Source organism: candidate division WWE3 bacterium, assembly GCA_026396615.1.
Lineage (GTDB): Bacteria > Patescibacteriota > WWE3 > JAPLWK01 > JAPLWK01 > JAPLWK01.
This window is the reverse complement of record JAPLWK010000010.1, coordinates 88,876-115,108: the sequence shown is the minus strand read 5'-3', so window position 1 is coordinate 115,108 and position 26,233 is coordinate 88,876. Positions and strand designations below refer to the sequence as shown.

Below are 26,233 nucleotides of genomic sequence, written 5' to 3'. Positions count from 1 at the left end.
GAACTAGATACAATCTAACCACAATTATGAGGTATTGACTATACTCATTAACCTCTCTGTTACAACGGTAACGTCTGATGCCCCTTTAGAAAGCCTCATCACTTGCCCCACCAAAAACTTTAAACCGGCTTCTTTACCTTTTTTATAATCGTCAACGGCTTTAGGGTTATCTATAATTACCTTTTGACAGAGTTCCGTTACTTCGACATCTGAAAGATTGATTTTAGTCGACGCGGAGTTTAGAAAAGCGACGATTTCGGTGGCCGATTTTGCTTGCCATTCTGGTTTATTAACGAGCAGATTGGCAACGGCTTTAGCATCTTTAAACTGTAGAATGACCGCATCAAATAGATCTGCTAACTTTTGGTCATCGGCGATAATCTCGGAATCAGCCCCCTTAACGCCAAACTTTTCCCAACGATCCATCTTCTGGCGAGGTAATTCAACCAAGCGTTTTTTGACCCCACTTACGAACGCTTCGTCAAAATGAAACGGTGGAATATCCGGTTCTGGAAAGTAGCGATAATCGTGGGCATCCTCTTTAGAACGCTGGACATAAGTTTCTCCGGTCTTTTCGCTATAACCGCGAGTCTCCTGAACTAAAGTTTGACCGGACTCGATAAGCTCAGTCTGACGTTTTATTTCGTACTCGATCGCCTTTTCTACAAACCTAAAAGAATTAATATTCTTCACTTCGACTTTAGGGTTGAGTTTCGACCCGACCAAAGACGTGAGACGGGCATTCTCGGCTTTAAAAGATCCGGCTTCTTGGACTGAGATATTAGCCTCCAGCCGCATCGAGCCTTTCTCCATATCTGCTTCCGAAATCCCTAAATAGCGTATGATCCTAGCCAGTTCTTTAAGAAATGCTTTCGCTTCGGCCGCCGATTTAAAATCGGCTTCGGTAACAAGTTCGGTGAGAGGCACCCCACTCCGGTTAAAATCCACCAGCGTCTTATCACCGTCGTGCATTAACTTCCCAGTATCTTCTTCTTGGTGAATTCTATTTATCCTAATAGTTCTGACGTTAGAATCATCTGTCATTCCGGGCTTGACCCGGAATCCAGTAACCCCAACCAATAGTTGACCGCCAACGCAGAGAGGTTCCTGATATTGGCTAATTTGATAACCTTTTGGAAGATCAGGATAAAAATAATTCTTGCGTTCAAAAAAGCTGTCTTCATTAATCGTCGACCCCAAAGCAAGACCAAGTAACATCGTCGATTCCAAAGCCGCTTTATTGGGTACCGGAAGTGCGCCCGGCAGGCCGAGGCACGTGGGGCAAGTCAAAGTGTTCGGCTCGGACCCAAAGGCCGCATTTTTACAGCCGCAGAACATCTTTGACTTAGTAGCGAGCTCTATATGAACTTCTAATCCTATTACAGGTATTAACATATATTCCATCTTGTCATTCCGGGACAAGACCTGGAATCCAGTAAATGATCGTAATTTTTAATTTTTAAAAAAACCGGCTTTAAATATTTAAATTTTAAAAACTTTTTAAAATATTAAAAATTAAGAATTAAAAATTTAACATGTTACTAGATTCCGGCTCCGGGGCCGGAATGACTTGCTTTCTATAGAGCCCCCAAATCCTTCAAAACTTCCTGATAACTAATAATCGCTTGCTGGCACACGTAATACGGCGGATCGTAGGTTACTTCGTGCGCTAAGCTATTACGAACTTTATGGGCTTCCCAAGCTTTTTGGTAACGATCATAACCACTAAACAAATTCTGAGCCGCTTTTAATCTTTCTCCTAAAGTTTCTCCGGCCACCAAGTCTTTAAGGACCGCATCTAATAACTTATCAGCATTCAGTATTGCCTGCTTGGCAGAACTTGGGTTACGAGAAGACATTAAAGCTTCAATTTGCCGCCAACCCTCTTTGGCTATTTTGCGAGTGCTAGCAGTTACGCCGTGACTTCTGGGGAATATTAAATTTTCTAGCCATTTTACAAAATCCATAGATTATTTTATTTCCGGTTTTCGGTTATGCCAATCGGTAACCTTCTCATATGTTGACGCTACCTGGAGTAACAAATCCTCCCTAAAATGAGGGGCAATTAATTGTAACCCGATTGGTAAATTATTTTTATCAAAACCAGCTGGGATACTTATTGCGGGCACTCCAGCCACGTTACTTGGGCATGTTAGTACGTCAGCTAGATACATTGATAGTGGATCGGCCGCTTTTTCACCAATTTTAAAGGCGGTCGTCGGTGACACCGGACCCAAAAGTAAATCCACTGACGCAAAAGCCTTTTTAAAATCTTCGATAATTAAAGTTCGCACTTTTAAAGCTTGGTTGTAGTAAGCATCGTAGTAGCCGGAAGACAGTGCATAAGTCCCAATCATTATCCGCCGCTTCACTTCAGCTTCAAATAAATCCCGTGAATTGCCAAATCGTGTTTCGGTGTAGCGACCCATGTTTGAGGAAATCTCACTGGGAACTAAAATATAATAGACTGCCAGAGCTAGTTCAGTTTTTGGCAATGAAACTTCCGCTAAATTAGCGCCTTGCTTTTCCAGTTCTTTTGACGCGGCTAAAACAGCAGCTTTGACCTCCGGGCTTACCCCGTCACCAAAATATTCTTTCGGTAAACCGATCTTAACACCCTCAACCCCCTTACCTAAAACCGCGGAATAATCCGGCACCGTCGCCTTAGAAGACGTCGCATCGAGTGGATCATAGCCAGCAATGACCTGAAGCACTTTAGCCATATCTGCAACAGATTTCGTAAAGGCTCCGGGAGTATCAAAAGACGAGCCCATGGCCATCAGCCCATAACGAGAACAGCGGCCGTAAGTATTTTTAAGGCCAACCACATTGCAAAAAGATGCTGGCTGACGAATCGAGCCACCAGTATCAGTCCCTAAGGCAAAATCGACCTCACCCGCGACCACGGCCGCCGCTGAACCACCGCTGGAGCCACCGGGAACTCGTGATAAATCCCAAGGATTTCGCGTTGGCCCAAAGCCACTGTTTTCAGTCGACGCCCCTTCGGCAAACGAATCACAATTAGTTTGCCCGGCAATAATCGCCCCGGCTTCAACTAACTTTTTAACGACAGTTGCTGAATAAACGGGCATATAATTTTCTAAAACTTTTGATGAGGCCCACGATGGTTTCCCAGCCATCGAAAGAACCCCCTTCACACCCATGGTCTTTCCCGCCAGTGGCTTTGTTGAATCAGTTTTGACCGCATCAGGAACATTTTCAGTGGTTAAAAAGGCGTGAATTTTAGCGTCTATTTTATCTATACGTTCATTCATATTAAGCTTCCCCGGCCGCCACTCGATCAACCACAAAATAACCGCGTTCAGTCCGTTTGGCATTTTTAAGGGCATCTTCTTGACTCAGTGAATCAGTGACAACGTCATCCCGCCAGACGTTAACTAGTCCCGTAACGTTAAAAGTCGCTGTGACGTTTTTGGTATCAACGGTCGAAAGTTTAGCTACATAATCTATAACTTTGGAAAGCTGTGGAACAAACAAACCAACCTCACTCTCAGTGAGGTTGAGGTTGGCTAGTTTAGCAATTTTTTTGACGTTAATATCAGACAACATACAAAAAAACACGTCATTCCGGGCTTGACCCGGAATCCAGTAACAGATTTAAACCAAAAAAAATCAAAGCACAAATACCAACTGGATCCATCGTTTACTGGATTCCGGCTCCGGGGCCGGAATGACGAAACTAAAACTTTACCGCAATATCAGCCTTCTCAGAATCGTCAGCCTTAAAAAACGCGTACTCTTTAAATCCCATTGACCCGGCAATAAGCACCGCTGGAAACACTTTGATCTTAGTATTAAAATTCATCACGTTACTGTTATAAAACTGCCGGCTATACGCCACTTTATCCTCAGTATCATTTAAATCATTCTGCAACTGCTGAAAGTTAGCATTGGCTTTTAGTTCGGGGTAAGCTTCAGCGACTGCGAATAACGACTTTAAGGCTCCAGTCAGTTGGTTATTAGCAACTGCGGCATCGTTTGGCGTTGTCGCCGACATTAAAGCTGATCTTGCTTCCGTAACCTTCTCAAACACTCCCGATTCGTGAGCCGCGTAACCCTTAACAGTCTCGACTAGATTTGGAATTAAAGAGGACCTTCGCTTTAGCTGCACGTCAATCCCACTCCAGGACTCATCAACCCCAAGTTTAGAACTGACTAAACCGTTGTAAAGTGATAGTAAATATAATCCAACAATTACTAAAAGTCCGATTAAAATTATTGGTAAAGACATAAAATTAATTCACCTCCTTGTCTTGAGCTTGTCGAAAGACTAGCCCTGAGCCCGTCGAATGGGCTTTCCGTTTACGAATCTCTTTCAAATAATCACCAAGTTTTTCGTAACTCAAAGTATTCACTACGTCGGAAGCCTGCAACCAACCTCGCCTCGCCACATCAATGCCGTAATGCATTATATCTTGACCGGTCACATTATGAGCATCGCTACTGATTATAAACTTAACCCCGTATGATAACGCCATTTTAACCAGATCATCCGGCAAATCCAAACGCCTGGGATGAGCGTTGATCTCCATAATTGTACCAGTCGTGGCCGCTAATTTAAAGACTTCTGTCCAGTTTACTTCATACGAAGATCGTTCGTTAATTAGACGACCGGTCGGGTGCCCAATTATAGAAACATAGGGATTTTTAATTGCTGCCATTAAGCGCTTCGTTTGTTCCTCTTTAGAGGCTGTCAAATTAGTGTGAATCGATGCAATTACGTAATCTAATTTTGACATGAGTTCATTCGGATATGCCATTTCCGCTTTGGCCGTGATATTAATTTCCAGTCCCGAAAACAATTTAAAGTTAGTAGATTTAGCATTAAAACCGTCCACTTTTCCTCTTCTCTCCTCTATAATCTTCGTAATCTCATCAAGTCCTCTATTTTCGATACTCGGTGCGTGATCACAATAGGCGTAATAATTATAACCAAGCGACTTCGCTTTAATAATCATTTCTTCTAAAGTATTTTCGCCCTCGATGAAGTTCGTATGATTATGCAAATCGCCTTTAATGTCGACCAGCTCAACCAATTTTGGCAGTTTACGACTAAGCGCCGCCTCGATTTCGCCCCGATTTTCCCGGAGCTCCGGCACAATAAAATCCATTCCCAGCTCTTTATAAAATTTCTCCTCGGTATCCACTTCCACTGTTACCTGCCCTGAGCTTGTCGAAGGGTTTGTTCCCTGTTTCTTGATGCCATTCTCAGACAAGGACCAGCCTTTGTCCTTCGCGAACGTCCGCAGAGCCACATTATGCGCCTGACTCCCTGTAAAGTGTTGCAACAATGACCCGTAAGCCTGTGGTTTTTGAGTCATTAAATCCACTTGCTCTCTAGTCTTTAGAACGACCGTACACTTAACATCGCCAGAACTCACGACCTCTTTGACCAGGTTATAATTTTTGAAAAAAGAAATAACTTCTTTAGGATTATCAGTGGCCACTGAAATATCAATATCACCAACGGTCGACGAGCGCCGCCGCAACGATCCTAAAGGATCAACTTTGATAACACTCTTACAAGTCTTTAAATAATCTATATAGCTGTATGCGATCGCTTCGGCTTCTGGAAATAAGTACCGATGCGAAATCTCGGCAACCGGCGTCTCCAAAGCCTTTAAAATATCTTTTTCTGATTCCAGGCCAAATCCCGGTAACTCGGCAATTTTATGCGCCTCTGCCGCCTCTTTTAAATCTTCCACAGACTTGATATGGAGTTCTTTGGCTAGCTTGTACGCCGTCGCCGGCCCGATTTCCGGCAGTCCCAAGATTTCAAACATTCCCTCTGGCATCTTACTTAAAACTTTTTCAAAATCATTTACTTTTCCAGTTTTAAAATACTCGTCCAGTGCCCCAGCAATGCCTTTACCAACACCGGGAATCGCCGTTAAATTCCCCTCTTCCCAAAGATCCTTGACCTCCGAACTTGATTTAACGATCGCCTCCGCTGCATTTTCATAAGCCCGAATCCGAAACTTATCCTCCTTTAAAACAATAAGGGCAGCTGCAATGTTACTAAGAAGATTTGCGACTGAGGAGTTATCGAATTTTGGAAGATTGGAATTTGACGTCATATATCTGTAAATGTCACATTCTGATAATACACTAAGATTCTATGTGACATTTATATGAACTCACTACCTTAGTGCACTTTCATAATGTGAGTTCAATATTTTAGACTTTTTTAAAGTATTGTCAGCTGCATTATAAGCTAGTATTATGACCTCAGTTGAAATCGTGGAACCGTAGCTCAGTTGGTTAGAGCGCTTCCCTGTCACGGAAGAGGTCGCGGGTCCGAGTCCCGTCGGTTCCGCCATTTGAAATTTATGGACAATACTAACGAAAAAGACGATCTAGAATTCGAAATAAAGCCAACAAAAGCCGCGGTGGCAACCGTGGCCGCTGGAATTCTAGTCATCATCGCCGGATTTTTACTCTATAACTTTTTTGCCAAACCTAGTACTCCAACTCAAGTAAGTACTACTTCAGGCGAAAATACTCCGGAAGTCCAATCCGCTAGCACACCAGAAGCCAGTCAAGCCGAATTACAACCAGCTCCTTCAGATGTGACTACTCCAACTCCAGCGATTGCGACTGAACCAAGCACCTCACAACCATTGTCTGCTTCTACAAGTGATTGGGTTGCTCTATCTCATGATATCGGCTCCATTTCAGGTGATACTTATACAGTTCAATCTGGAGACACGCTTTGGGAACTTTCCCAGGGACGATATGGTTCTGGTTTTGATTGGCAGAAAATCGCGATTGCCAACAACATTACCTATAACGATCTCGGCAAGCCTTTAATCTATCCAGGACAAGTATTGACGCTTCCATAACTCGATAGCGGGCTTGCCCGCCGACTTGTCCGACGAAGCTTTAGCGAAGTTGGAAGCGCCGCGCGTAGGCGGGTATCGTCCATCGGTAAGATGCGTCCTTCCCAAGGACGAGAGACGGGTCCGACTCCCGTTACCCGCTCCAAGTTTTTGACATCAACTTCAATTTAATCCACAATATAATGGCTTTATGTCGATTTCTTATCGAGTAGTCCCCAGATCCAGATCAAAAATGAGTATGGAAGATAAAAAGCTAACAGGTAGGCTTTTTCTCATGCTTAGTGGCATTGTCTTTTTAATTGGGCTATTTTACTTCTGGTTTTTTATTGCCACCGCCAACATTAATAATTTTTGGGGATTTTTACGAGGTCAAAACGGTAAAGAAGCGACAGCCAGTAGCAGTTTTAACGCTTTGCCTTCCCCTCCTACTTTAGCGGATGTACCAGAATTTATAAACAAAAAATCTTTTAATATTAAAGGTTATAGCGATCCCGGTTTAAAAGCCACATTATATATAAATGAAATGAAGTCCGGAGATACAATAGTAGATAGCAGCGGCAACTTTTTATTTTCAGATATTAAATTCCCCACTGGCAGCATAACTTTATACGCAAAAGTGAAAAACAGCAAAGAACAAGAAAGCAGTCCTTCTAAATCGTACACCGTGACTTTTGACGAAACCGCTCCCAAGTTAACTATCGATAAACCCAAAGATGGCGAAAAATTTACTGATCCCAGTCCTTTTTACACCGCTGAAGGCTCGGTTGACGAGGATGCAACCGTTTACGTCAACGACCATCAAGCCGGTTTAGACGCCGACAAAAAATTCTCAATTGTTTTAAATCTTAAAGAAGGCGACAATTTCTTTAAATTTAAAGCTGTTGATAAAGCCGGTAATGAGGTAATTATTGATCGAAAACTAGTCTACGCAAAGCCCTAAGATAGCAAATTCCAAAACCATAATCGGCGCATAAAACAACGAATTCACAAAATTAGATTCTATTAGCAAAGCCAGCAGTGCTCCGATTACCGATAGATTAACTAAAAAACTTTCCGCACCTATCGTACCTATTTTACCTATTCTACTTATCATACCTATCAAACACGATCCCAAAAAACCCAGGAACAGCAACAGCCCCGGAATTCCAGTCGTAGCTAAAACCACCAGAATACTTGAATCAAACCCTGCCCCGCTATGGACACCGGCCGCTTCCCGGTAATCATAAAACTCCGAGGCGTCTTTGGCGTAACGCAGCGTATTAAAGCCAACTCCGGTGATTAAATTCTTAGAGGACAACTGTAAACCCTGTTGCCACGATTGTAGGCGAAAGCTAGCCGAATCCGCCGGATCGGTAATACCCGCAAGCCTCGTTTGAACCCGAGGGACAGCGAAGTACGCCCCAAATATGATAACTAAGGCCACGAAGAGAAGCCAACGCACCTTAAACGCTCCGTAAATAAAAACTAAAATCGCCAGCATCAACCACGCGCTACGGGAGAAAGTGAGAAAGATGGCGATTAATAAAATAACAAATAACAAATAACAAACAGCAATCGACTTGTTACAATTTCCGCCACGAAAATTGATAGCGAAGCGAAGCTGAGCGTTCTTTGTTATCTGTTGTTTGTTCTTTTCCTCTCGAAATTTGTTTACTACTCGCAGCAATAGGGAAACACACAGTACTAGGTATCCACCAGTGAAGTTCGGATCAAAGAAGGTACTATTCAATCGATAGTAATGCGGGTCCCAACCCAAAGCTGGATGCAATTTACCAAAATCTGGAAAGGCAATTAACTGCACAAATCCAGCAGCTGCGAGTAACACTCCGCTACCAATCAGCCACCACTCTAAATTTTTAATCACTTCCGGGTGTGTTTGCTTAAGAGTGTAAATAATCCAAAAAAATAGGAAAATCGCCACTAGCCGCACCCAGTAAAAAAAACTTACCAAAAGTTGTGGCACCGGCAGTCCCTGCCCGCCAAGTAGCAAGGTAACCAATGCCCAACCAGCAAAAATGAAAGCTAAAATAATCGGTAAATTAATCTTGAGGCGTCGGTCAACGACTAAAAGAAAGAAAGCCGTAACGATGATAAACAGTCCTAAAAATAAATCAGAAAAATATAACCCGATTGTTGGATCTACAAAAGGCAACTTTCCCAATTGCCCCAAAGGAACCGTGAAGACTACTAAGAAAAGTAAAATTCTAAGGATTTTTGAGTAAATTTTCATATCCCTGATTAAAATAGTAACGCAGCACTAGCCAATATATTAAACCAACTTTAAAATGTTTTTCTGATATTTTAGCCACGGGTTCAAGTATTGTAATAGAAACTCGACCTACGAAAATACGGCTGATGAGCAGCTTTAAGGTCTGACCAAAGATCCGCTTAAAATCGGGTTGCTTTCGGTATAAAATATGTAAGAGTTTACCTTTGTAATAACTTAATTTACAAATACTAGCGAAGGTTTTTATGTGGTGATGCGAGACAACGATGTCCGGGGCGTAGAAAAGTTTTAAACCTTGCTTCCACAAGCGATACCCCAGTTCCGTGTCTTCATAACCAATTGCTCCGTCCAGAAAAAACTCACTATCAAACCAACCTTCTTTTTCGACCAAAAATTCTTTTTTTAGCGACAAATTACCAGGGTAAAAATTAAGGTATGGTCGCGATTTTAGTCGTAAGTATTTAACATCACGGGAAACTTTAGGAAATTTAAACTGGTGTCCATTTTCCCACCACTTCATAAATGGCGTTAATTTTAAACTTTTATCAAATTCGATTAACCCCACCACTGCTTCTTCATTTTTGGGATGCAACTGATGAAATTTTAAGTGTTGCTCCAAAAAATCCGGTTGCACTAACATATCATCTTGAGTCATAACGATGATCGGCGCTGCAGCCTCCTTAATGCCTTCGTTACGGGCAACCGATGGCCCACTATTTCTAGGCAAATTAATTATTTTAATATTATTAATTTTGTAATCACTAACAATTTTATCTACAACGCTACTAGTTTCATCCGTAGAATAATCATTCACTAAAATTATTTCAAAATCTTCTTTGGGTAAAGTTTGGTTAAATAAACGAACCAGCGACCTGGCCAAGATCTGAGCGTTATTAAATGTAGGAACTACGACAGATATTTTCACAATCTAAATTTCTAAAAACTTACGAGCCACATCATTCCATGATAAAGATGACCTAAAATGCTCTTGTGACCGCTTTGCGTACTCTTCACGATATTCCCGATCGTTAACCAATTTTACCAGTTCTTGCGTCGCCGAAGCTTTATCATAAGCCTCAGTGATGACCGCTGATTCCACTAAGACTTCCCCTATTGCCCCCACTTTATGCGTCAACACCGGTAAACCGTAACTCTGCGCCTCCAGAAATACTAAACCAAAAGATTCGTATTCTGGAAACAACGCAAAGATATCACTTTCGCCATAAAACTTTTCCAGTTCTTCGTCTGACGCTGTCAAAATAGCTTCGACGTCTGAACGCCCCTTAACTAATTCTTTAATCTCATCGAATGTGCTATCCTCCGCTTGACCAATTAACCACAGTTTGACCGGCTGCTTAAATTCTGGGGAAGCCTCAATAAATCTATTTACAAGCCAATGCTGACCCTTATGATGTGATAAGCGACCAACACATAATATTTGCAAATAATCTTTCGTAACTTTTGGATTTAGTTTAACCGTCTTCTCAACACCCCAAGGTACAACCTTTAAATGTGAGTTGACGATTCCGTAAGCCAACCTAACTTTCTCTTTCTCAAGATTAGTCGCGACTACGACCTGATCAACCATCTTTCCAAAAACATAATTAATAGCTTTTAGCCACAGCTTTTTCCAGCTTAAATCATGCCACACCACCGACCAAATGTGACGAGATTTCGGAGTAAATATTCGAACCCAAAAGTTTCCGCAAAACCACTTATCCCCCATGAAGATGACAATATCCGGCATAAATTCATTAACGATTTTTCTAATTTCTAGAGGTGAGAACCAAACCAAAGGTGCCTGGTAGAACCTCGGAGCCCGCTGCGGCCCCGATTCCAACCGATAAATATTTACATCCCTTACAACCCCTACCTCCCTAACCACCCCAAGCCAATTACCATGGTATTCATATGGGAAGCTATACTTAGTAGTAAGCACCGCAACCTCATATCCAAGCTTTAGATACTCAGCCCCCAGCTTTTCGATCACCCTTTCAATCCCCCCTAAATATGGTTTGTAAAATGGGTTAACAAATAAAATCTTCATTTGGAAATTAGTTGACGCAGACTTTTTAAAACCTGACCACGCGTAAGTAGATAGACGGCTAAAAAGTAAGCAATGCCGCCAAGTATGATCGGACCCACGAAATACCAATCTTTAAAAAGATTCACAAACGGCGCCATAAATAATGATCCCAAAACCGCAATCACTAAATAATTGAAACGTAACTTTAAATTCAACGCTCTTCTAAGAACTATAAAAATTATAACCAGTACTAATAGCTCAGAAATGGCGTTCGCCAGAGCGGCGCCTAAGATGTCAAAACGTCGAATCAAATATAAATTCAAAAGGACGTTGCTAATAAGACCACCAGCGTAAATAAATGGCAGCCACCACTCTTTCTTCTCGACGATGATCAGCCACCTAAAAAGTGGTGAAATAAAATAAATGGGAAGTCCTAAAAACAGTAGGACTAAGACCGGCGCCCCGACCACGAACTTTGCTCCTCCAATTAGATTAAGAATCGGAACCGAGAGAATCACCCCCAAAGTCACAATTGGAAAAACCGCCAAGCATAAAGCATCGAAAAGCTTCTGAACGGTAACGCTGACCCGGTCAGCAGATTCGGCTCGATGAGCGACGACAACCGGGTAACTGGCATTCATAAAAAAGTTCGGAATGACTAGGATATTTTCAAATATTTTATAAGACAGCCCATACAACCCAATCGCCGTCGTGGTCGACAGGAGCGACAACATAACCCGATCCGCGGAAGTATATAAAGTGTTGATGATTAGTCCCAGCCCGGTTGGTAGCGACGCGATAAAGATTCTTTTCCAGAATTTAAGGTCGAGCTTAAAACCAGTGAAGTCGAAATACGTTCTAACATAAAAGAGCGAGATCGCAGTCGGCAGCAACGACCCGACGACGAGCAGCAAGACTAACTTTAAGAACGTGACGTGCAAAACTATGCCGACGATGATCAGAACTAACGCCCCCAGATTCCCCCAGATACTGGCTAAAAAAGATTTAACATAGGAAAAAGTGGTTTGAAAAATCGCAGTGCAGGAGTAATAAAGAGACTGCCCGGTGACGAGAAGTAATCCCACTAAAATCCCTTTAACGACCAGCGGATTGTAAGCTGAAGAAAAGTGACTAAGCACGAGAACAACAACGGATGCTAGAACTGTCAAAAACAAAGCTAGAACGACCCTAAAAACCACTAATTGGGTAAACTCCTTTTTAATCCGAAGCGCTTCGAGGGACCACTCCCGAACAATGATTACATTGATTCCAAAGTCCGAAATGACGCTAAAAATTCCGGTAAAAGTGAGAATAATAGTAAGATCGCCGTAGCCCGAAGTGCCTAAAGCCCGCGCTAAAAAATAAGTCGCCACCAGGGTTTCGGCTGCAGAAAACAGTCGCCCGAATATTTGGTAGAAAGTGTTGGCAACCACTTTGTTCGTTGATGAAGCCACATGATATATAATAGCAGAGCTATGGAGTCTTTACAGTCAAAACTGACAACCGGCTTGCTGCTAGTAATTTTTGTCCTTGGGATTTATTTCAGACTTCAAACTTGGAATATTCCCCCGGTGTTAACAGCCGATGAGGCCTCAATTGGGATGAACGCTGGCGATATACTAAGAACCGGCTCTGATCAATGGGGCGTACGCTTTCCAATCTTCTTTAAAGCTTTCGGCGAATACAAAAGTCCAATTTTCATATATTTACTGGTACCACTAATAAAAATATTCGGGCTGAGCCTCCAGACGATTCGGCTTGAATCCGCCCTCTGGGGAATCGGATTAGCGGTAGTTATGACCTTACTAGCATTTAAAATATTTAAGGAAATAAAAGTCAGCCTACTTGCTGGAATTTTAGTACTTTTTACTCCAGGGTTAGTTAGTCTTAGTCATCTTGGTTTCGAGGTTGTGGTTTTCCCTACTCTAATAGCCTTAGCTTTACTTCTATTAAATTCAAAAAAAGAAGCGCTCATTGTAGCATCTGGGTTTATCTGGGGATTAACTGTCTACTCCTACCCAACAGCACGTTTACTAGCTTGGCTTTATTGTGGGCTAGCAGTAATCATTATTATTAAAAACAATCGTGATCGAATATTTACGTCGGCAGTTTTTATCATCACAGTAATTCCTTTTATCGTGAGTGCTTCACAAAATATGGCGATCGTTCTAAATCGGCTTAGCCAAATCTCAATTTTGTCTAGACCTAATATGCTACAATCACTTTTAGATAATATTTTAAAAATTCTGTCACCCCAATTTTTATTCATCAGTGGCAGTCGCGACCTACTCTTCTCTTCACAATTTAGAGGCTTACTTTTGATTAGTACTATTCCATTTCTAATCTTAGGAATAACAGTTCTCATTAAAAAGTGTCTTGTGAAAGATCGCTGGGCAATCTTCATTATTCTAGCTACTTTAATTTCCCCCGTTGCCTCGATTCTAACTTTTGATAACCAGCCACATTTATTACGAATTGCTAATATTTTACCTTTTATAATTATTATTATGGTCTATGGCATATGTTACCTTAAAACACAAGGCAATAAGGTACTTAGTAGCTTGGTTTTGATTAGTTTTGTGATCGAAGCTACTTTGTATACTCTAGATTTCACCTTTCGTTACCCCCAAAGGGCTAAACTTGATCCAGGAATATTCGTTAACGCCGCTAAAAGTTTCGACCCTATCGAATTAGCAAAGTTTAACCTTTAGAAAATAGGCAAATGCTAAATAAATTAACAACCTCACAACAAGATAAATTTTTTACCTACAAGCAACTATTAATTGCGTGGAATCAGAAGTTTAATTTGACGGCAGTTACGGATCCAGCTGAAATTGACCGCAAACATTTTGAAGATTCGCTTTCATTTGCCACCGCAATTAAAGAGTGCGGTCTAAATATTAACCAACCATTAAAAATTCTAGACATAGGTAGCGGCGCCGGCTTCCCGGGAATTCCTCTAAACATTGTTTACCCTTATTTAAAGGTAACGCTGGTGGAATCGGTTGGTAAAAAATGTTTGTTTCTAAACGAAATAGTTAAAAGGTTAAATTTAGTCAATGTTGATGTGGTTAACGCCAGAAGCGAGGACTTAGTTAAAGATGAAAGATACTGGGGGACGTTCGATATTGCCACTGCCCGCGCTGTAGCCCCTTTGGAGCGCCTTGTAAGCCCAAATCTGTTTTTACTAAACAAAAACGGTTGGCTAATCACCCAAAAAGGCCTGTCCGAAGTAGAGGTCGTCGACGCTTTTACTAAAGCTAATCCGAACCTAAATGTTGTGACGTTACCTCAAGAGACGAAGATATTCGTAATGATTGCTAAACAACCCGCCTCAAGTTCTCGATGAGTTTAGTGTACGTTCGTAAATTGTGAATCGTTGCCAGTCTTCCAGCAGTAAACTCTTCTAACCTAAATAAATGTTGGATATAAGACTTAGAATAGTTCTGGCAAGCCACACAATCACAAAATTCACTAATCGGTTGTCTATCCCTAAAATACTCCTCCCGCCCAATTTGGACGTACTTAGTACAATCAGGATTTTCTAATAAATTTTGACCGGCGGGATCTGTTTTAAAGACATAAAGCCTTTCGTGACGAGCATCGCGAGTAGGCAATACGCAGTCAAAAATTTGATAGCCGAAACCAACAAGGCGTGCGATGTCGGAAGGACTCCCGAGTCCCAGAGCGTATTTGGGCTTATCGTCCGGCATTAACGATGCTGTAAACTCTAAAATTTCGAAGTTGACCTCGTGCAGCTCATCCAGCGGCCAGCCGCCAAAGCCATAGCCATCAAAGCCAATTTCGATTAGACCCTCGGCACACCGCTCTCGTTCTTTCTTGTCGTGCGCTCCTTGGACGACCCCAAAAAGCAGTGGACGTTTATCGGCAGTGAAATGATGCAACTCAAGTTGACGCTCAAATTCATCTTTACAGCGCCTCGCCCAGGCTAAAGTCCGATCAACACTTAATTTTACTTCGTCCGGTTTGGCTTTGGCCGATGGGCAATCATCGAGGCAAATCATGATGTCGGCTCCAATCGCAAACTGAACTTGAATCGACTTTTCGGGAGTAAATTCGTATTTCTTTTTTTGACCGGAAGAGCTTTGGTGAAAAACAACGCCGTTATCGGAAATAGTCCCTAGTGACTTGTTTTTGTAAATCATGGAAAGCAGTTGAAAGCCACCGGAATCGGAAATTATAAATCCCGGCCAGTTCATGAACTTTTTGACCCCACCGGCTTCCTCTAAAACCGACGTCCCCGGCTCCGTCATAAGGTGGTAAGTGTTAACAATCAAGCCTTCAACATGAGATGATAAAAGATCAAGGGAATCACAACTCCGCACCACCGCCCGCGTGGCGTCCGGAAAAAACGTCGGAAAAATCATTTCTTTACCATTCACTTGTGCGTTTTTTAAGTAAGCCATATAGAAATTTAGTCATTCCGGCCCCTGAGCCGGAATCCGGCAAACTTAATAAATCTAACCTAAATTAGATAAATAAATACCCTGACGAGGAAAGCCGTCTTTGATGATGATAAGTCTTAATCGTATATCAATTTTTCTATCACGCTGTATTGCCATAAATAAGCCGTATTTGATTTGTTATCCAAATCTTGATATAATGGAGATACTAAACATGAGGCGGATATCTCGTATGTCCGCTTCTTTTTTATTTTCTCTCAAACTTTATTTCATTTTCTAATCTCACAAAATCCCTAAAGTTACTACCGGCAAATTGGCGGATTTCACGGGCAGTCCGAGGCCCACGAGCCAAAATAATTACCTCCTTCTTCTGCTCTCGCAGGTATTTAAGAACTGGTAGAAAATCACCATCACCCGATAACACTAAAACTCTTTTATAATCATCTTTCTCTTTCATCAAATAAAAGGCCATTTCTACGTCACAATTGGCTTTTCGTTGAGTAGAACCATCATCACTATGGTATGTTTTAACCGGTTTTAGAAACAATTTATAGCCAAATTTTTGGAGCTTTAGATAAAATCTAATCCTTTGAAGATGTTTTGAGATCAGAAGTAGCTTTGCTTCATCTAAATGTTTTCCTTCCTTTTTTATAAAACCGACTAAATCTTTTTCTAAGTCAGTCAAGGGAACTGTATAGTGCCTTAAATAATCGTGTTTATATTCGTATGTCTCAACACCACCAAAATAATAAATCTGTGAAACATTGTATTTATCTTTCAGATATTTTAATAACTTTAGATAGTCTATTTTCCAACCCAAACTCTTCTCACCTCCGTAAAACAAGTTTGATGCATCAATGAAAGCGTAAGTTTTTGGAAGGGACATATGTTTATTGCCTAACCGTCACTCATTGTACTAGATCCGTGTGATAAAATGAAGGCGCCTTGGATCCGTAGCTCAGTTGGTTAGAGCGTTGCATTCACATTGCAAAGGTCAGTGGTTCGAGTCCACTCGGGTCCACCAGGAGATAATATGAACACTTTCGACATGAAACTAAACCCCGAAGCGTTTCAGGAAATCCTGAACAGGCTAAAGACACAAGAGATTAGATTAAATGATGAGAAGAGGAGATTAATAAAACCGGGAGACCGCATTCGATTTACCTGTGGTGACGAGGTTCTAGAGGTAGCCGTTATCAATTTAACAATCGCCAGCAACTTCGTCGAGTTATTTGAGAAAGTTTGTCCAAAGCTTGCTGGTTGGTCAAGTGACACGACACCAGAACAAGCTGCCAGTGATATGCGTAAATATTATTCGGAGGACGACGAAAAGAAGTGGGGTGTATTGGCAATTGAAATTAAGTTGGTTGAATAAACAACAATGACCTGCTTATACAAGTAAACAGGTCATTATTTATTATTAGACTAGAATAAGCTAAGATACTCTTTATGACCGAATTGGTTCACAATATTGGTAGTTTACTGCTTGATGTGCTTGAAATAATCGTCATTTCCCTCACTATTTTTGTAATCTCCTACATTTTCGTCTTCCAGACACATCAAGTAATTGGCGATTCCATGCTCCCCAATTTTACTGACAAAGAATACGTTCTTACAGACAAACTGACCTACTTGCTTTTTAGAAAGCCGGTGCGCGGTGAGGTAGTCATTATTAAATACCCCAAAGCGCCAGAGTATGAGTACATAAAAAGAGTGATTGGGCTACCTGGTGACACTCTTAAAATTAGTGACGGAAAAGTTTTTATAAAAGAGGCATCCGGTTGGGTCCAGATGCCAGAGCCTTATATTCCTAAAGAAGTAATTACTTTTGGCAGGGCCTTCTTACCAAACGAAACTCCCTACACTGTTCCCGCCGACAATTATTTGGTCTTTGGAGATAATCGCGAAGTGAGCAGCGATAGCCGCGAATGGGGACTAGTCGACATGAAGTTCATGGTAGGCAGAGCAATGCTTCGTCTCTGGCCGCCATCAAGCAAAGGCCTCGTCATTAATGATCCTACCTACAGCCTAAATTAGGCCTGCAAGTCCAACTTGACAGAAAGTATAACTATTTGTAAAGTAATAGTTACATATGACTTTTCAAAGAAAAATCTACCCTCAACTTTTAGCTCACTTAAAGTCACCGCTGGTAACTGTACTTACCGGCATGCGTCGGACAGGGAAGACGACGTTGGTTAAAGAGCTACTTACTGATAGTAAAAATAAAAACTCACTTTATCTTGATTTACAGAGGCCGGACATTCGAGAATTATTTCAACAAAAAAATTACGAAGCTATTTACGAGGCTTTTATTGCCCAAGGTCTGTCAAAAGACAAACAAATGATAGTGGCCATAGACGAGATCCAACTCGCCCCCGATAGCCCCAGCGCCATAAAATATCTGGTCGACCACCACAATATTAAATTTATCGTTACCGGATCCAGCTCTTACTATCTCAAGAATCTTTTCTCGGAGTCACTAGCCGGTCGTAAGAAAATTTTTGAATTATCAACTCTAGATTTTGGCGAATTCTTAATATTTAAGGGTGTAAAATTTTCTGGAACTGCTTGGCAAAAGAAGCCGTTTAATAAAATAGAATACGACCGTCTGAATTCTTACTATGAAGAGTATATCCACTTTGGAGGCTTCCCCCAAGTGGTCCTAGCGTCGTCGGAAAGTGAGAAGAAGGATCTGCTCCTCGACATTATGTCATCGTACGTCAACATTGACATCCGCTCTCTGGCAGATTTTGCCGATGAGCGAAATCTTTATTCGCTAGCCAAGCTACTCGCGGGCCGGGTTGGCAGCCGCATCGAGTACAGTACTCTATCGAGACTAGTTGGCCTTTCCAGACCTACTGTTAGTAATTACATCTCGTTTTTTGAAAAGACTTATCTGATTAGCACTATTCCAGTCTTTACAAAGAGCGTTGACAGAGAAATTGTTAAAACTCGAAAACTTTATTTTTGCGATACTGGCCTAGCCAACAGTTTAGCCGAGCTTTCCGGCGGTGCTCAGTTTGAAAATACGGTCTTTAATCAACTGTCAAAAATCGGAACCTTGCAGTACTACGCCTTAAAAACCGGTAATGAAATTGACTTTATCTTAAATAGCAAGTTAGCCCTGGAAACCAAAGAAACGCCAACTAAAAGCGATCTGCCAACACTTTCGCGATTAACTGAAAACTCAGGACTGACAAATTGTAGATTAATTGGCCGCCACCACTCACCACGCTTCACTGACTATATTTGGGGCGGATCAATTTTGGGATAAGACAAGGCGGCCATGGTATCAAATGGGCTGCCAAATTCTTAATCGATCCGCTCTTGATAATAATTGCCTCTGGTTCAAACAATGTCGCGTAGTTATTTAAAAGCGCTAATGCGTCTAAAACTGACCGGTAACCGGAAATTCCCGACATATCGATGTAAATTTTAGTAAAGCTATCTCCAAGTTTTAGGGCGTCCTTAGTATTAAAGGCATCTAAGACCTCAAATCTGATCTCCGGGTACATTATCCTCGCCTTTTCCAAGCACTCAGAGCTAATGTCTGTCGCAATCAAATTCTTACAGACATGTGTATCAGAACCGAAGTCGTGCCCCATTCACAACCTATTTCTAGGACATTATCCCAAGGTTTTATCCAAGTACTAATCGACTGGCGATATTCAAAAACGCCTCTAGTTCCTATATATTTTGTTTTTAACTTAAATTGACTATCATTAGCCATAAAATCACCTCCTTATTAAACCACAAAAGCGCCAGAAGTTACCTACACTAATAGTGTAAACAACTTCGGGCGCTCTTAAGCATTGCTTAGTTGAGCCACACCGCCAAAGGCGGTTAACCTCCTGAAATCTATTGGACCGAAACGACTGGGCGTTTGAGGACGTCTTGGGAAAAGACAACGGTACCGTCTTTGAGGGCGAAGAGGGTGAAGTCGCGACCTTTGGAGACGTTTTCTCCCGGGCGGTACTTCATCCCCACTTGGCGAATGATGATTTGACCGGTCTTAACCACTTCCCCACCGTAAAGCTTCACTCCTAAGCGGTGACCGGATATATTGCTACGTTGACGAGCTTTACTGCCCCCAGCTTTAGTATGAGCCATAAATTAAATGCTAATCTTAACGGCGCTAATCGGCTGCCGAAATCCTTTGTGCTTACGCTCGCGAGACTTGGCTTTAAACCGACTAACATTTACCTTTTTATCTAATTTATCTTCCAAAATCTCAATTTTAACTTCATGACCAGTTAAAGTGGGGGTACCGATTTCTACTTTACCGTCCGCGGACCAAAGCAGAACTTCCGGCTTCACCGAAGCGTTAGTTCGCTGTACCTTGAACACATCGCCATTAGTGACGGTGTGCTGTTTCCCATTGAAACGAATAATTGCAAAATCCATAAGAAGCCTCATTCTACGTTGTCTTGACGACTTTTGTCAAGGCGCCAGGCGTTAAAGCCACTGCCCGCACCTTATTTTTAATCTCTTCACCAAATTTCTCGACTGCTAGCTTATTCTCTAGGGTATCCGCGAAATCAGCGACGACGGTGTCAGCTGGTGTTAACCCCGCCTCTTTCCGCAAATCTTGCAGCTCACGAGTTAAAGCTCGAGCATCACCTTCAACCTTTAATTCAGGCGTGATTACAATGTCGAGTTTAATGTCCTCGTCGATTTGGGACGATGTCACATCTTTCACATTTACCTCTTCCATAATTATTTCTTTATAATAATTGTTGTATTTAGTTTTTACTTCGAGTAAACGTAATGGCTGACGAACATTTATCTTCTTTTCTGTCCGCAGTGACAGGGCTTTCGAAACAATTTCCCGAGTATCTCGCATTTTATTTATAATCTCTGACTCGTCACTTTCAATACATATTGGAAAACTACAAAGATGAACCGATTCCTCAGAATTATTCTCGCGAAGTGCTAAATAAATCTCTTCGGATACAAATGGAATTATCGGCGCTGCGACTTTAGAAAAAGTTAAGAGTACATTGTAAAGTGTCGAAAGAGCCGCATTGTCACCACTAGAAATTCGACTGCGGGAACGGCGAACATACCAACGTGACAGATCATCAACAAAGGTTTCGACGGCTTCAACGGCTGCTGGCACAGTGTAAGACTCAATATTACTAGCCACTACGCTAGTTGTTTGATTAAGACGAGCCGTAATCCACTGATCTAAAACGTCCTCAGACGAAACGTGCGACGTCGGACTCCAATTATTTAGATTGGCGTAGGTCACAAAGTATTTGAGAGAGTTGATAAGCGGGTTGATGACATTATTTGCCTTTGTTTTAAGGCCTTGTTCATCAAAATTAGCGTTCTCGCCAATCATAAGCGGCGAGTTCATTAAATAGAGACGAAGGGCGTCACCACCGTATTTTTCTATAACTCCTTTAGGGTCAGCGTAATTATTGTACGACTTGCTCATCTTGCGACCGTCACTGCCAGCCATCACCCCGGTGCAAATCGCGTTTTTAAAAGAATTACTGCCAAACAGGGCCGTCGAGAGAGTGTGCATGAAGAAGAACCAAGCTCGAGTTTGAGCAATATATTCAACGATATAATCGCCGGGATAATTCTTTTCGAACTTCTTTTTATTCTCAAAGGGATAGTGGAACTGGGCGTACGGCATGGAACCGGCTTCAAACCAAGAATCCAGGACTTCCGAGCGACGTTTATAATCTTTGCCGTCTTTGTGAAGCACAATGTCGTCAATAGCTGGACGGTGCAGATCAACTACCTTTTGACCGGACAACTCTTCGATTTCGTTAATAGATGAGACAACAATCCGATCGCCATCCGCAGACTCCCACACTGGCATCGGGGTGCCCCAAAAGCGATTTCGTGAAATGCACCAATCTGGCGCCTGCTCAATTCCCAATGCAAAACGGCCGGCTTTAATATGCTCCGGAACCCAGTTGATATCCTGATTATTTTTAAGCATTGCCTCTTTTAGTCCGGAAACATTAACAAACCAGGAATGCTGAGCTCGTTGGATAAGCAAAGTGTCACAACGATCGTGATAAGGAAAACGGTGGGTAATTCGCGCACTCTTGAAAAGACGGTTGAGTTCTGGTTTAGCAAGATCCTCCATGATTAGCTTATCCGCCGCTTTATAGAAAAGACCTTCGTAAGGATTCGCCCCATTATCACCAGCCGCAAATTTACCATCGTCATTGATAGTCTGCATCAAAGACAACCCAAAGTGACGGCCCATTTCGGTATCAATTATTCCAAAGCCCGGAGCGCTGTGGACGATTCCAGTGCCATCTTCCATGTTCACCATCCCCGAAAATTCGTAGACTTTATAGGCGTTATCTGAAGTTTTAAAGAAACGGAACGGTGGTTCGTAAGTAAGACCCAAAAGATCCCGGCCTTTAAACTCTCTTATCACTTTATAAGTATCACCAGCATTTACAGATTCGAGTCGTGGTTTGGCGACAATAAACCTGCTACCCTCAGTCTGACCCTCAAATTCGACGTAGATAGCTTCCGGATCAATGACCAAGGCTTCATTAGAAGGCAATGTCCACGGTGTAGTCGTCCAAGCCAAAATGACAGATCCCTTAAAGGGTCCTTCGGAAGTAATTGGGAATTCGATAGTCACCGCCGGATCTTCTACGTCTTTATAGGAGTCATCAAGCCCCACTTCAAAGTTAGAGACAGGCGTTCCACAAGTTGGGCAAAATAATGACGTCCGTAAGCCTTCGTAAATTAGGCCTTTATCATACAACTGCTTAAAGGCCCAGATAGTACTTTCCATGTAAGTCTGATCAGTCGTTTTATAGGCGTGCTCCATGTCAACCCAGCGGCCGATCCTATCAATATACCAACCCCACTCTGAAGAAATGCGGGAAGTGTATTCATAACAAGCGTCAACAAACTTTTTAACCCCAAACTTTTCAATATCGCGGCGATTCTTAATTCCCTGCTCTTTTTGAACCTTATTTTCTACCGTTAAGCCGTGAGCATCCCAACCCCAAACACGTTCAACTCTTTTACCTTTCATAGTCCAATATCGGGGAATAATGTCTTTAGCTATTGAACCGAGTAAGTGACCGTAGTGCGGTAGTCCCGAAATGAAAGGCGGACCATCATAAAAGACGTAGGAATTATCGGCCGAACGCTCCGAAACAGATTTCTCAAATATTTTATTTTCCTGCCAAAATTGGATTAAACGAGCGTCGCGATCTGAGATTTTTTCGTTTGTAGAAAGCTCTTTAAACATAGGTTTAGAGCTTATTATACTTAATTTCTATTAAATCGCCGCTGGCGACCGCAATACTGTCGACCCCAGAAGGCGTAACAATGCCATTAACGTAGGTCAACCAAAAATAGCCGTTGCTGGCCGTTTTACCGGCAATGCTTTTTATTAATGTTCCTAGAGGCTTGACTTCTATTACCAAATTTAAATCTTTGGTGGCAGGGGCTTGAATTAATTTAAGAACTGTTGCTGGGCTGTTGACCTGAATTGCTAAGTATGTCGCGAATTTATTTTCACCAAAATCAATTCTTAAATTAGCAGTTACAGGAAGCGTTGTGGCAACAGCGTCACTATTTTTTAAAGTTTTATCAAACGAGTAAGCCCGATAAACCAGGAATCCAACTACCACCAAGGAGACAATAGCAATGACTCCATAGCCCAACATAAATAACTTTTTAGTATTCATAAGTGTTTAGTATACAATTTATAGCAATTATTCTCGAGTTTTAGTTTTTGGCAGAATCTTTGCAACCGCGTCTCGCAGACTCTGAAGCTGGGTTGACGAAAACCCAGGTCGATCGTTGTAAGAACTGTCCAAACAACTAACCCCTCTAAAGTTCTGTAGGAAGTAATCATGATCACTGCAACCCGTCAGTTTTACTAAATCTGAAGCGAGTTTTATTAACGAATTTTCGGAGTGGAGATCCGGCACAACAGTTGTCCGAAATTCATATTCTAAATTACTTTTGACAGTCAAAAGAATCGTCTGCTTGACCAATTCAACCTGCTCAAATTTACTAATTTTCGAATAATCTTCCCATGGTCCCTTTAAATCCATCGCGATAAAATCAAGTAGTTTCTGATCTAAAAGCTTTTTAACGATTTCTGGGTGACCGCCATTGGTATCAAGCTTAACGAGGAGACCTAGCGACTTAATTTTTCGACAAAAATCTTCTAGATCCGGCTGCAACGTCGGCTCACCACCGGTGATACAAACCCCATCTAAAATTTTGATCCGGCCTTTAAGGAATTCGAAAAAGGTTTCTTGAGAAATAACTTGGATCTTGGATTCCTGGAACTTGGAACTTGTCACTAAATCTCGATTGTGGCAAAAGGGACAGCGAAAATTGCAGCCGACCGTAAATACTGTACAAGCGACGCGTCCTGGGAAGTCAACCAGAGTGGTTTTTTGAAGGCCCCCCAGTGTCATGACTCTTTTAGACCATTTGTGTAGGTCTGGCGCATCGAAAATTCTGCGGCTTTACCATCGTTCCACTGAACGACCGGGCGCAGGTACCCCACGATTCTGGAGTAGACTTCACAACGAGTTCTTTGCTCTTCAAGATTTTTTGGATCGACCGACTTTTTTGGCATAAACAGGAGTCACCTCCTCTACATTTCCATAACCAATTTCTTCATCACACAGTGGACAAAATTCGTGAGACCCTTTTAAGTAGCCGTGCTTCGGGCATATCGAAAAAGTGGGGGTGATTGAGAAATATGGCAGTTTGTAATTGCTACTGATCTTTTTGACAAGTGCTTTAACCGACCTGGTGTCTGGCAAACTCTCCCCCATAAATCCGTGAATCACTGTTCCCCCGTTATATTTCGCCTGTAGATCATCTTGATGATCAAGAGCCTCGAAAATATCTGTGGTGTAGTCAACCGGTAAATGGGTCGAGTTAGTATAAAAAGGCGCCGCCTTTTGCTTTTGGTAAGCCTCTTCGTTAGCCACGATAATATCCCCAAAGCGAGCTTTATCTATTTTAGCAAAGCGGTAAGCGGTACTTTCGGCCGGGGTTGCCTCCAGGTTAAACATTTCCCCAGTCTCTTTTTGATAAATTAAAATCTTCTCCCGAATATAATCCATGACTTCCAGAGCAAACTCTTTGCCTTCAGGATCGGAAATCGTCTTCCCAAAAAGGTTAATGAGCGCCTCATTCATCCCATTAATCCCAATCGTATTAAAATGATTTCGCCAATAAACGCCGTTTCGCAGGTGGATGTCTTCCAGGTAGTAACGACAATATGGGTACAAACCCCGCACGGTTAAATCCTCAACTTCCGCTCGTTTTATGACCAGTGAGTCTTTAGAGATGTCTAAAAGTTGGCCGAGTAAACTGAAGAACTTCTTTTTCGCGGCTTCTCCCTCCCCTTTTTCTTTATGAGCAAGATATCCGATGCGAGGGAGATTAATAGTGACGACGCCAATTGCTCCGGTTAGGGGATTAGCGGAAAACATACCTCCTCGGCGACGCAAAGTTCGATTATCTAATCTTAGTCGACAGCACATGCTACGAGCGTCGTCTGGATCCATATCGGAGTTTACAAAATTAGAAAAGTATGGCAGTCCATATTTGCGAGTCATTTCCCACACCGGTTCCAGATTTTTATTTTCCCAATCAAAATCTTTAGTTATTGAGTAAGTGGGAATTGGAAAAGTGAAGACCCGGCCCTGGCTATCACCTTCCATCATGACTTCGGCGAAGGCCCGATTAAACAAATCCATTTCTAACTGAAAATCCTTGTATTTCGCGTCAACCACTTCGCCGCCGATTATGACGGCTTCTTCACCAACCGTTTTCGTTGGTTTTAAGTCGAGGGAGACGTTGGTAAATGGCGTTTGAAAGCCAACGCGAGTGGGCACGTTCATGTTAAAAACAAATTCCTGTATATTCTGCTTTAACTCCTTGTACGATAATTTATCGTAGCGAATAAACGGCGCCAGATATGTGTCAAAGTTAGAAATTGCCACCGCCCCGGCCACCTCTCCCTGAATCGTATAGAAAAAGTTGACCAGTTGCCCTAGGGCCGTTGACAGATGTTTTGGCGGTTTGCTGCTGACTTTCCCAGGCACCCCACCAAAACCCTTTATCAAAAAATCCTTGAGATCCCAGCCGGTGCAATAAGGCGAGAGTAGCGCCAAATCGTGTATATGAATATCGCCCTGGACGTGAGCTTTGCGAATTTCGCGAGTGTAGATCTGATTAAGCCAAAAGTTAGAAGAAATAATACTGGCCACGTGGTTGTTAAGGCCTTGCAATGAATAGGTCATATTGGCGTTTTCCTTAACCCGCCAGTCCTGTTGATTTAAATATTTGCGGATCAGCTCATCGGAATCAACTAAACTTGTAATATCTCGAGTTTTTCGGTGTAATTCTCGGTATAAAGTGAAAGCTTGGTGGGCTCGCTCTAAACCCTCAGCCAAAAGCACTTTTTCAATAATATCTTGGATTTGCTCCACTTCCGGAGTGATCGTGGAATTAAAACGTTGTTCTAAGTCCTTTAGGACTTTTTTAGACAAGTCAGTCGCTAACTTTTTATCTTGGGCTCCCGAAGATTTAAGAGCGGCACTAATTGCTTTCTCTATTTTAGTGACACTAAAAGACACCAATTCCCCATTACGTTTTTTAACTTTTTTAATCGTTGATTTTAAAGTTTTTTGCATACAATAAATAAGGCACCGACTAAAAAGTCAGA

25 protein-coding genes, 3 tRNA genes and 1 pseudogene are annotated in these 26,233 nt (G+C 42.1%); 10 read left to right on the top strand and 19 right to left on the bottom strand.

What is annotated here, in order from left to right; genetic code table 11:
* Positions 1–24 precede the first annotated feature (24 nt).
* From gatB to polX, 6 genes are all read right to left on the bottom strand, one after another.
* Entirely contained in the window at positions 25–1,395 is a 1,371-nt protein-coding gene (gene gatB / locus NT141_03520) for an Asp-tRNA(Asn)/Glu-tRNA(Gln) amidotransferase subunit GatB (GenBank protein MCX6784110.1), read from the bottom strand.
* Positions 1,396–1,577: 182 nt separating this feature from the next.
* Entirely contained in the window at positions 1,578–1,967 is a 390-nt protein-coding gene (locus tag NT141_03515) for a hypothetical protein (GenBank protein ID MCX6784109.1), read from the bottom strand.
* Between the two features lie 3 nt (positions 1,968–1,970).
* Complete coding sequence (gene gatA, locus NT141_03510; GenBank protein MCX6784108.1) at positions 1,971–3,275, bottom strand: Asp-tRNA(Asn)/Glu-tRNA(Gln) amidotransferase subunit GatA; 1,305 nt, start codon at positions 3,273–3,275, stop codon at positions 1,971–1,973.
* Position 3,276: 1 nt separating this feature from the next.
* The gene (gene gatC, locus NT141_03505) at positions 3,277–3,570 is read right to left on the bottom strand and encodes an Asp-tRNA(Asn)/Glu-tRNA(Gln) amidotransferase subunit GatC (protein MCX6784107.1); all 294 of its coding nucleotides are present in this window, start codon (positions 3,568–3,570) and stop codon (positions 3,277–3,279) included.
* A 130-nt stretch (positions 3,571–3,700) separates the two neighbouring features.
* Positions 3,701–4,252, bottom strand: coding sequence for a LemA family protein (locus tag NT141_03500; protein MCX6784106.1), 552 nt, complete (start codon positions 4,250–4,252; stop codon positions 3,701–3,703).
* 4 nt (positions 4,253–4,256) lie between these two features.
* Positions 4,257–6,098, bottom strand: a complete 1,842-nt coding sequence (gene polX, locus NT141_03495) for a DNA polymerase/3'-5' exonuclease PolX (GenBank protein ID MCX6784105.1) — start codon at positions 6,096–6,098, stop codon at positions 4,257–4,259.
* Between the two features lie 165 nt (positions 6,099–6,263).
* Here polX and NT141_03490 point away from each other — a divergent pair.
* From NT141_03490 to NT141_03475, 4 genes are all read left to right on the top strand, one after another.
* Positions 6,264–6,340, top strand: a tRNA-Asp gene (locus NT141_03490).
* 10 nt (positions 6,341–6,350) lie between these two features.
* Positions 6,351–6,863: a LysM peptidoglycan-binding domain-containing protein gene (locus NT141_03485; GenBank protein ID MCX6784104.1), complete on the top strand. Its 513-nt coding sequence runs from the start codon at positions 6,351–6,353 to the stop codon at positions 6,861–6,863.
* A gap of 68 nt (positions 6,864–6,931) precedes the next feature.
* Positions 6,932–7,005 (top strand) — tRNA-Gly (locus tag NT141_03480).
* A gap of 45 nt (positions 7,006–7,050) precedes the next feature.
* The gene (locus NT141_03475; protein ID MCX6784103.1) at positions 7,051–7,800 is read left to right on the top strand and encodes a hypothetical protein; all 750 of its coding nucleotides are present in this window, start codon (positions 7,051–7,053) and stop codon (positions 7,798–7,800) included.
* Here NT141_03475 and NT141_03470 read toward each other — a convergent pair.
* Genes NT141_03470 through NT141_03455 form a run of 4 tightly spaced genes read right to left on the bottom strand, consistent with a single transcriptional unit; the run spans position 7,780 to position 12,567 of the window.
* The gene (locus tag NT141_03470) at positions 7,780–9,090 is read right to left on the bottom strand and encodes an O-antigen ligase family protein (GenBank protein MCX6784102.1); all 1,311 of its coding nucleotides are present in this window, start codon (positions 9,088–9,090) and stop codon (positions 7,780–7,782) included. The two genes, NT141_03475 and NT141_03470, sit on opposite strands and share 21 nt — an antisense overlap.
* Complete coding sequence (locus NT141_03465) at positions 9,065–10,012, bottom strand: glycosyltransferase family 2 protein (protein MCX6784101.1); 948 nt, start codon at positions 10,010–10,012, stop codon at positions 9,065–9,067. The genes NT141_03470 and NT141_03465 overlap by 26 nt, the downstream gene beginning before the upstream one ends.
* A gap of 3 nt (positions 10,013–10,015) precedes the next feature.
* Positions 10,016–11,134 (bottom strand): glycosyltransferase family 4 protein, encoded by a 1,119-nt coding sequence (locus NT141_03460; GenBank protein MCX6784100.1) that lies wholly within the window; start codon positions 11,132–11,134, stop codon positions 10,016–10,018.
* Positions 11,131–12,567 (bottom strand): flippase, encoded by a 1,437-nt coding sequence (locus NT141_03455; GenBank protein ID MCX6784099.1) that lies wholly within the window; start codon positions 12,565–12,567, stop codon positions 11,131–11,133. Before NT141_03455 ends, NT141_03460 begins: the two co-directional genes overlap by 4 nt.
* Positions 12,568–12,588: 21 nt before the next feature.
* Between NT141_03455 and NT141_03450 the strand changes: the two genes are divergently transcribed.
* Together NT141_03450 and rsmG are read left to right on the top strand one after the other, a co-directional pair.
* Positions 12,589–13,824 (top strand): hypothetical protein, encoded by a 1,236-nt coding sequence (locus NT141_03450; GenBank protein ID MCX6784098.1) that lies wholly within the window; start codon positions 12,589–12,591, stop codon positions 13,822–13,824.
* An 11-nt stretch (positions 13,825–13,835) separates the two neighbouring features.
* Positions 13,836–14,462 (top strand): 16S rRNA (guanine(527)-N(7))-methyltransferase RsmG, encoded by a 627-nt coding sequence (rsmG, locus tag NT141_03445; GenBank protein ID MCX6784097.1) that lies wholly within the window; start codon positions 13,836–13,838, stop codon positions 14,460–14,462.
* Here the strand turns inward: rsmG and tgt are convergent.
* Both tgt and NT141_03435 read right to left on the bottom strand, forming a co-directional pair.
* On the bottom strand, positions 14,434–15,540 hold the full coding sequence (gene tgt / locus NT141_03440; GenBank protein MCX6784096.1) for a tRNA guanosine(34) transglycosylase Tgt: 1,107 nt from the start codon (positions 15,538–15,540) through the stop codon (positions 14,434–14,436). The two genes, rsmG and tgt, sit on opposite strands and share 29 nt — an antisense overlap.
* Before the next feature lie 244 nt (positions 15,541–15,784).
* Positions 15,785–16,423 (bottom strand): NYN domain-containing protein, encoded by a 639-nt coding sequence (locus NT141_03435; protein MCX6784095.1) that lies wholly within the window; start codon positions 16,421–16,423, stop codon positions 15,785–15,787.
* 61 nt (positions 16,424–16,484) lie between these two features.
* Here NT141_03435 and NT141_03430 point away from each other — a divergent pair.
* The 4 genes from NT141_03430 (at position 16,485) to NT141_03415 (ending at position 18,811) form a co-directional block, all read left to right on the top strand.
* Positions 16,485–16,561, top strand: a tRNA-Val gene (locus NT141_03430).
* Between the two features lie 9 nt (positions 16,562–16,570).
* Positions 16,571–16,912 carry an ASCH domain-containing protein gene (locus NT141_03425; GenBank protein ID MCX6784094.1) on the top strand — a complete coding sequence of 114 codons (342 nt, stop codon included), beginning with the start codon at positions 16,571–16,573 and terminating at the stop codon, positions 16,910–16,912.
* Positions 16,913–16,986: 74 nt separating this feature from the next.
* A complete protein-coding gene (gene lepB, locus NT141_03420; protein ID MCX6784093.1) occupies positions 16,987–17,574 on the top strand; it encodes a signal peptidase I in 588 nt (195 codons plus the stop codon).
* A 55-nt stretch (positions 17,575–17,629) separates the two neighbouring features.
* On the top strand, positions 17,630–18,811 hold the full coding sequence (locus NT141_03415; GenBank protein ID MCX6784092.1) for an ATP-binding protein: 1,182 nt from the start codon (positions 17,630–17,632) through the stop codon (positions 18,809–18,811).
* Here the strand turns inward: NT141_03415 and NT141_03410 are convergent.
* The 7 genes and pseudogenes from NT141_03410 to NT141_03380 all read right to left on the bottom strand — a co-directional run bounded on the left by NT141_03410 (position 18,774) and on the right by NT141_03380 (position 26,201).
* Entirely contained in the window at positions 18,774–19,142 is a 369-nt protein-coding gene (locus tag NT141_03410; protein MCX6784091.1) for a hypothetical protein, read from the bottom strand. The genes NT141_03415 and NT141_03410 overlap by 38 nt on opposite strands.
* Positions 19,143–19,395: 253 nt before the next feature.
* Positions 19,396–19,647 carry a 50S ribosomal protein L27 gene (locus tag NT141_03405; GenBank protein ID MCX6784090.1) on the bottom strand — a complete coding sequence of 84 codons (252 nt, stop codon included), beginning with the start codon at positions 19,645–19,647 and terminating at the stop codon, positions 19,396–19,398.
* A 3-nt stretch (positions 19,648–19,650) separates the two neighbouring features.
* Positions 19,651–19,941: a 50S ribosomal protein L21 gene (gene rplU, locus NT141_03400; protein ID MCX6784089.1), complete on the bottom strand. Its 291-nt coding sequence runs from the start codon at positions 19,939–19,941 to the stop codon at positions 19,651–19,653.
* Between the two features lie 13 nt (positions 19,942–19,954).
* Positions 19,955–22,777: an isoleucine--tRNA ligase gene (gene ileS, locus NT141_03395; protein MCX6784088.1), complete on the bottom strand. Its 2,823-nt coding sequence runs from the start codon at positions 22,775–22,777 to the stop codon at positions 19,955–19,957.
* A 4-nt stretch (positions 22,778–22,781) separates the two neighbouring features.
* Complete coding sequence (locus NT141_03390) at positions 22,782–23,219, bottom strand: DUF4430 domain-containing protein (protein MCX6784087.1); 438 nt, start codon at positions 23,217–23,219, stop codon at positions 22,782–22,784.
* Positions 23,220–23,246: 27 nt separating this feature from the next.
* Positions 23,247–23,963, bottom strand: coding sequence for an anaerobic ribonucleoside-triphosphate reductase activating protein (locus tag NT141_03385; GenBank protein ID MCX6784086.1), 717 nt, complete (start codon positions 23,961–23,963; stop codon positions 23,247–23,249).
* Positions 23,960–26,201: pseudogene (locus NT141_03380) on the bottom strand (ribonucleoside triphosphate reductase). Before NT141_03380 ends, NT141_03385 begins: the two are co-directional and overlap by 4 nt.
* Between the last annotated feature and the right edge of the window lie 32 nt (positions 26,202–26,233).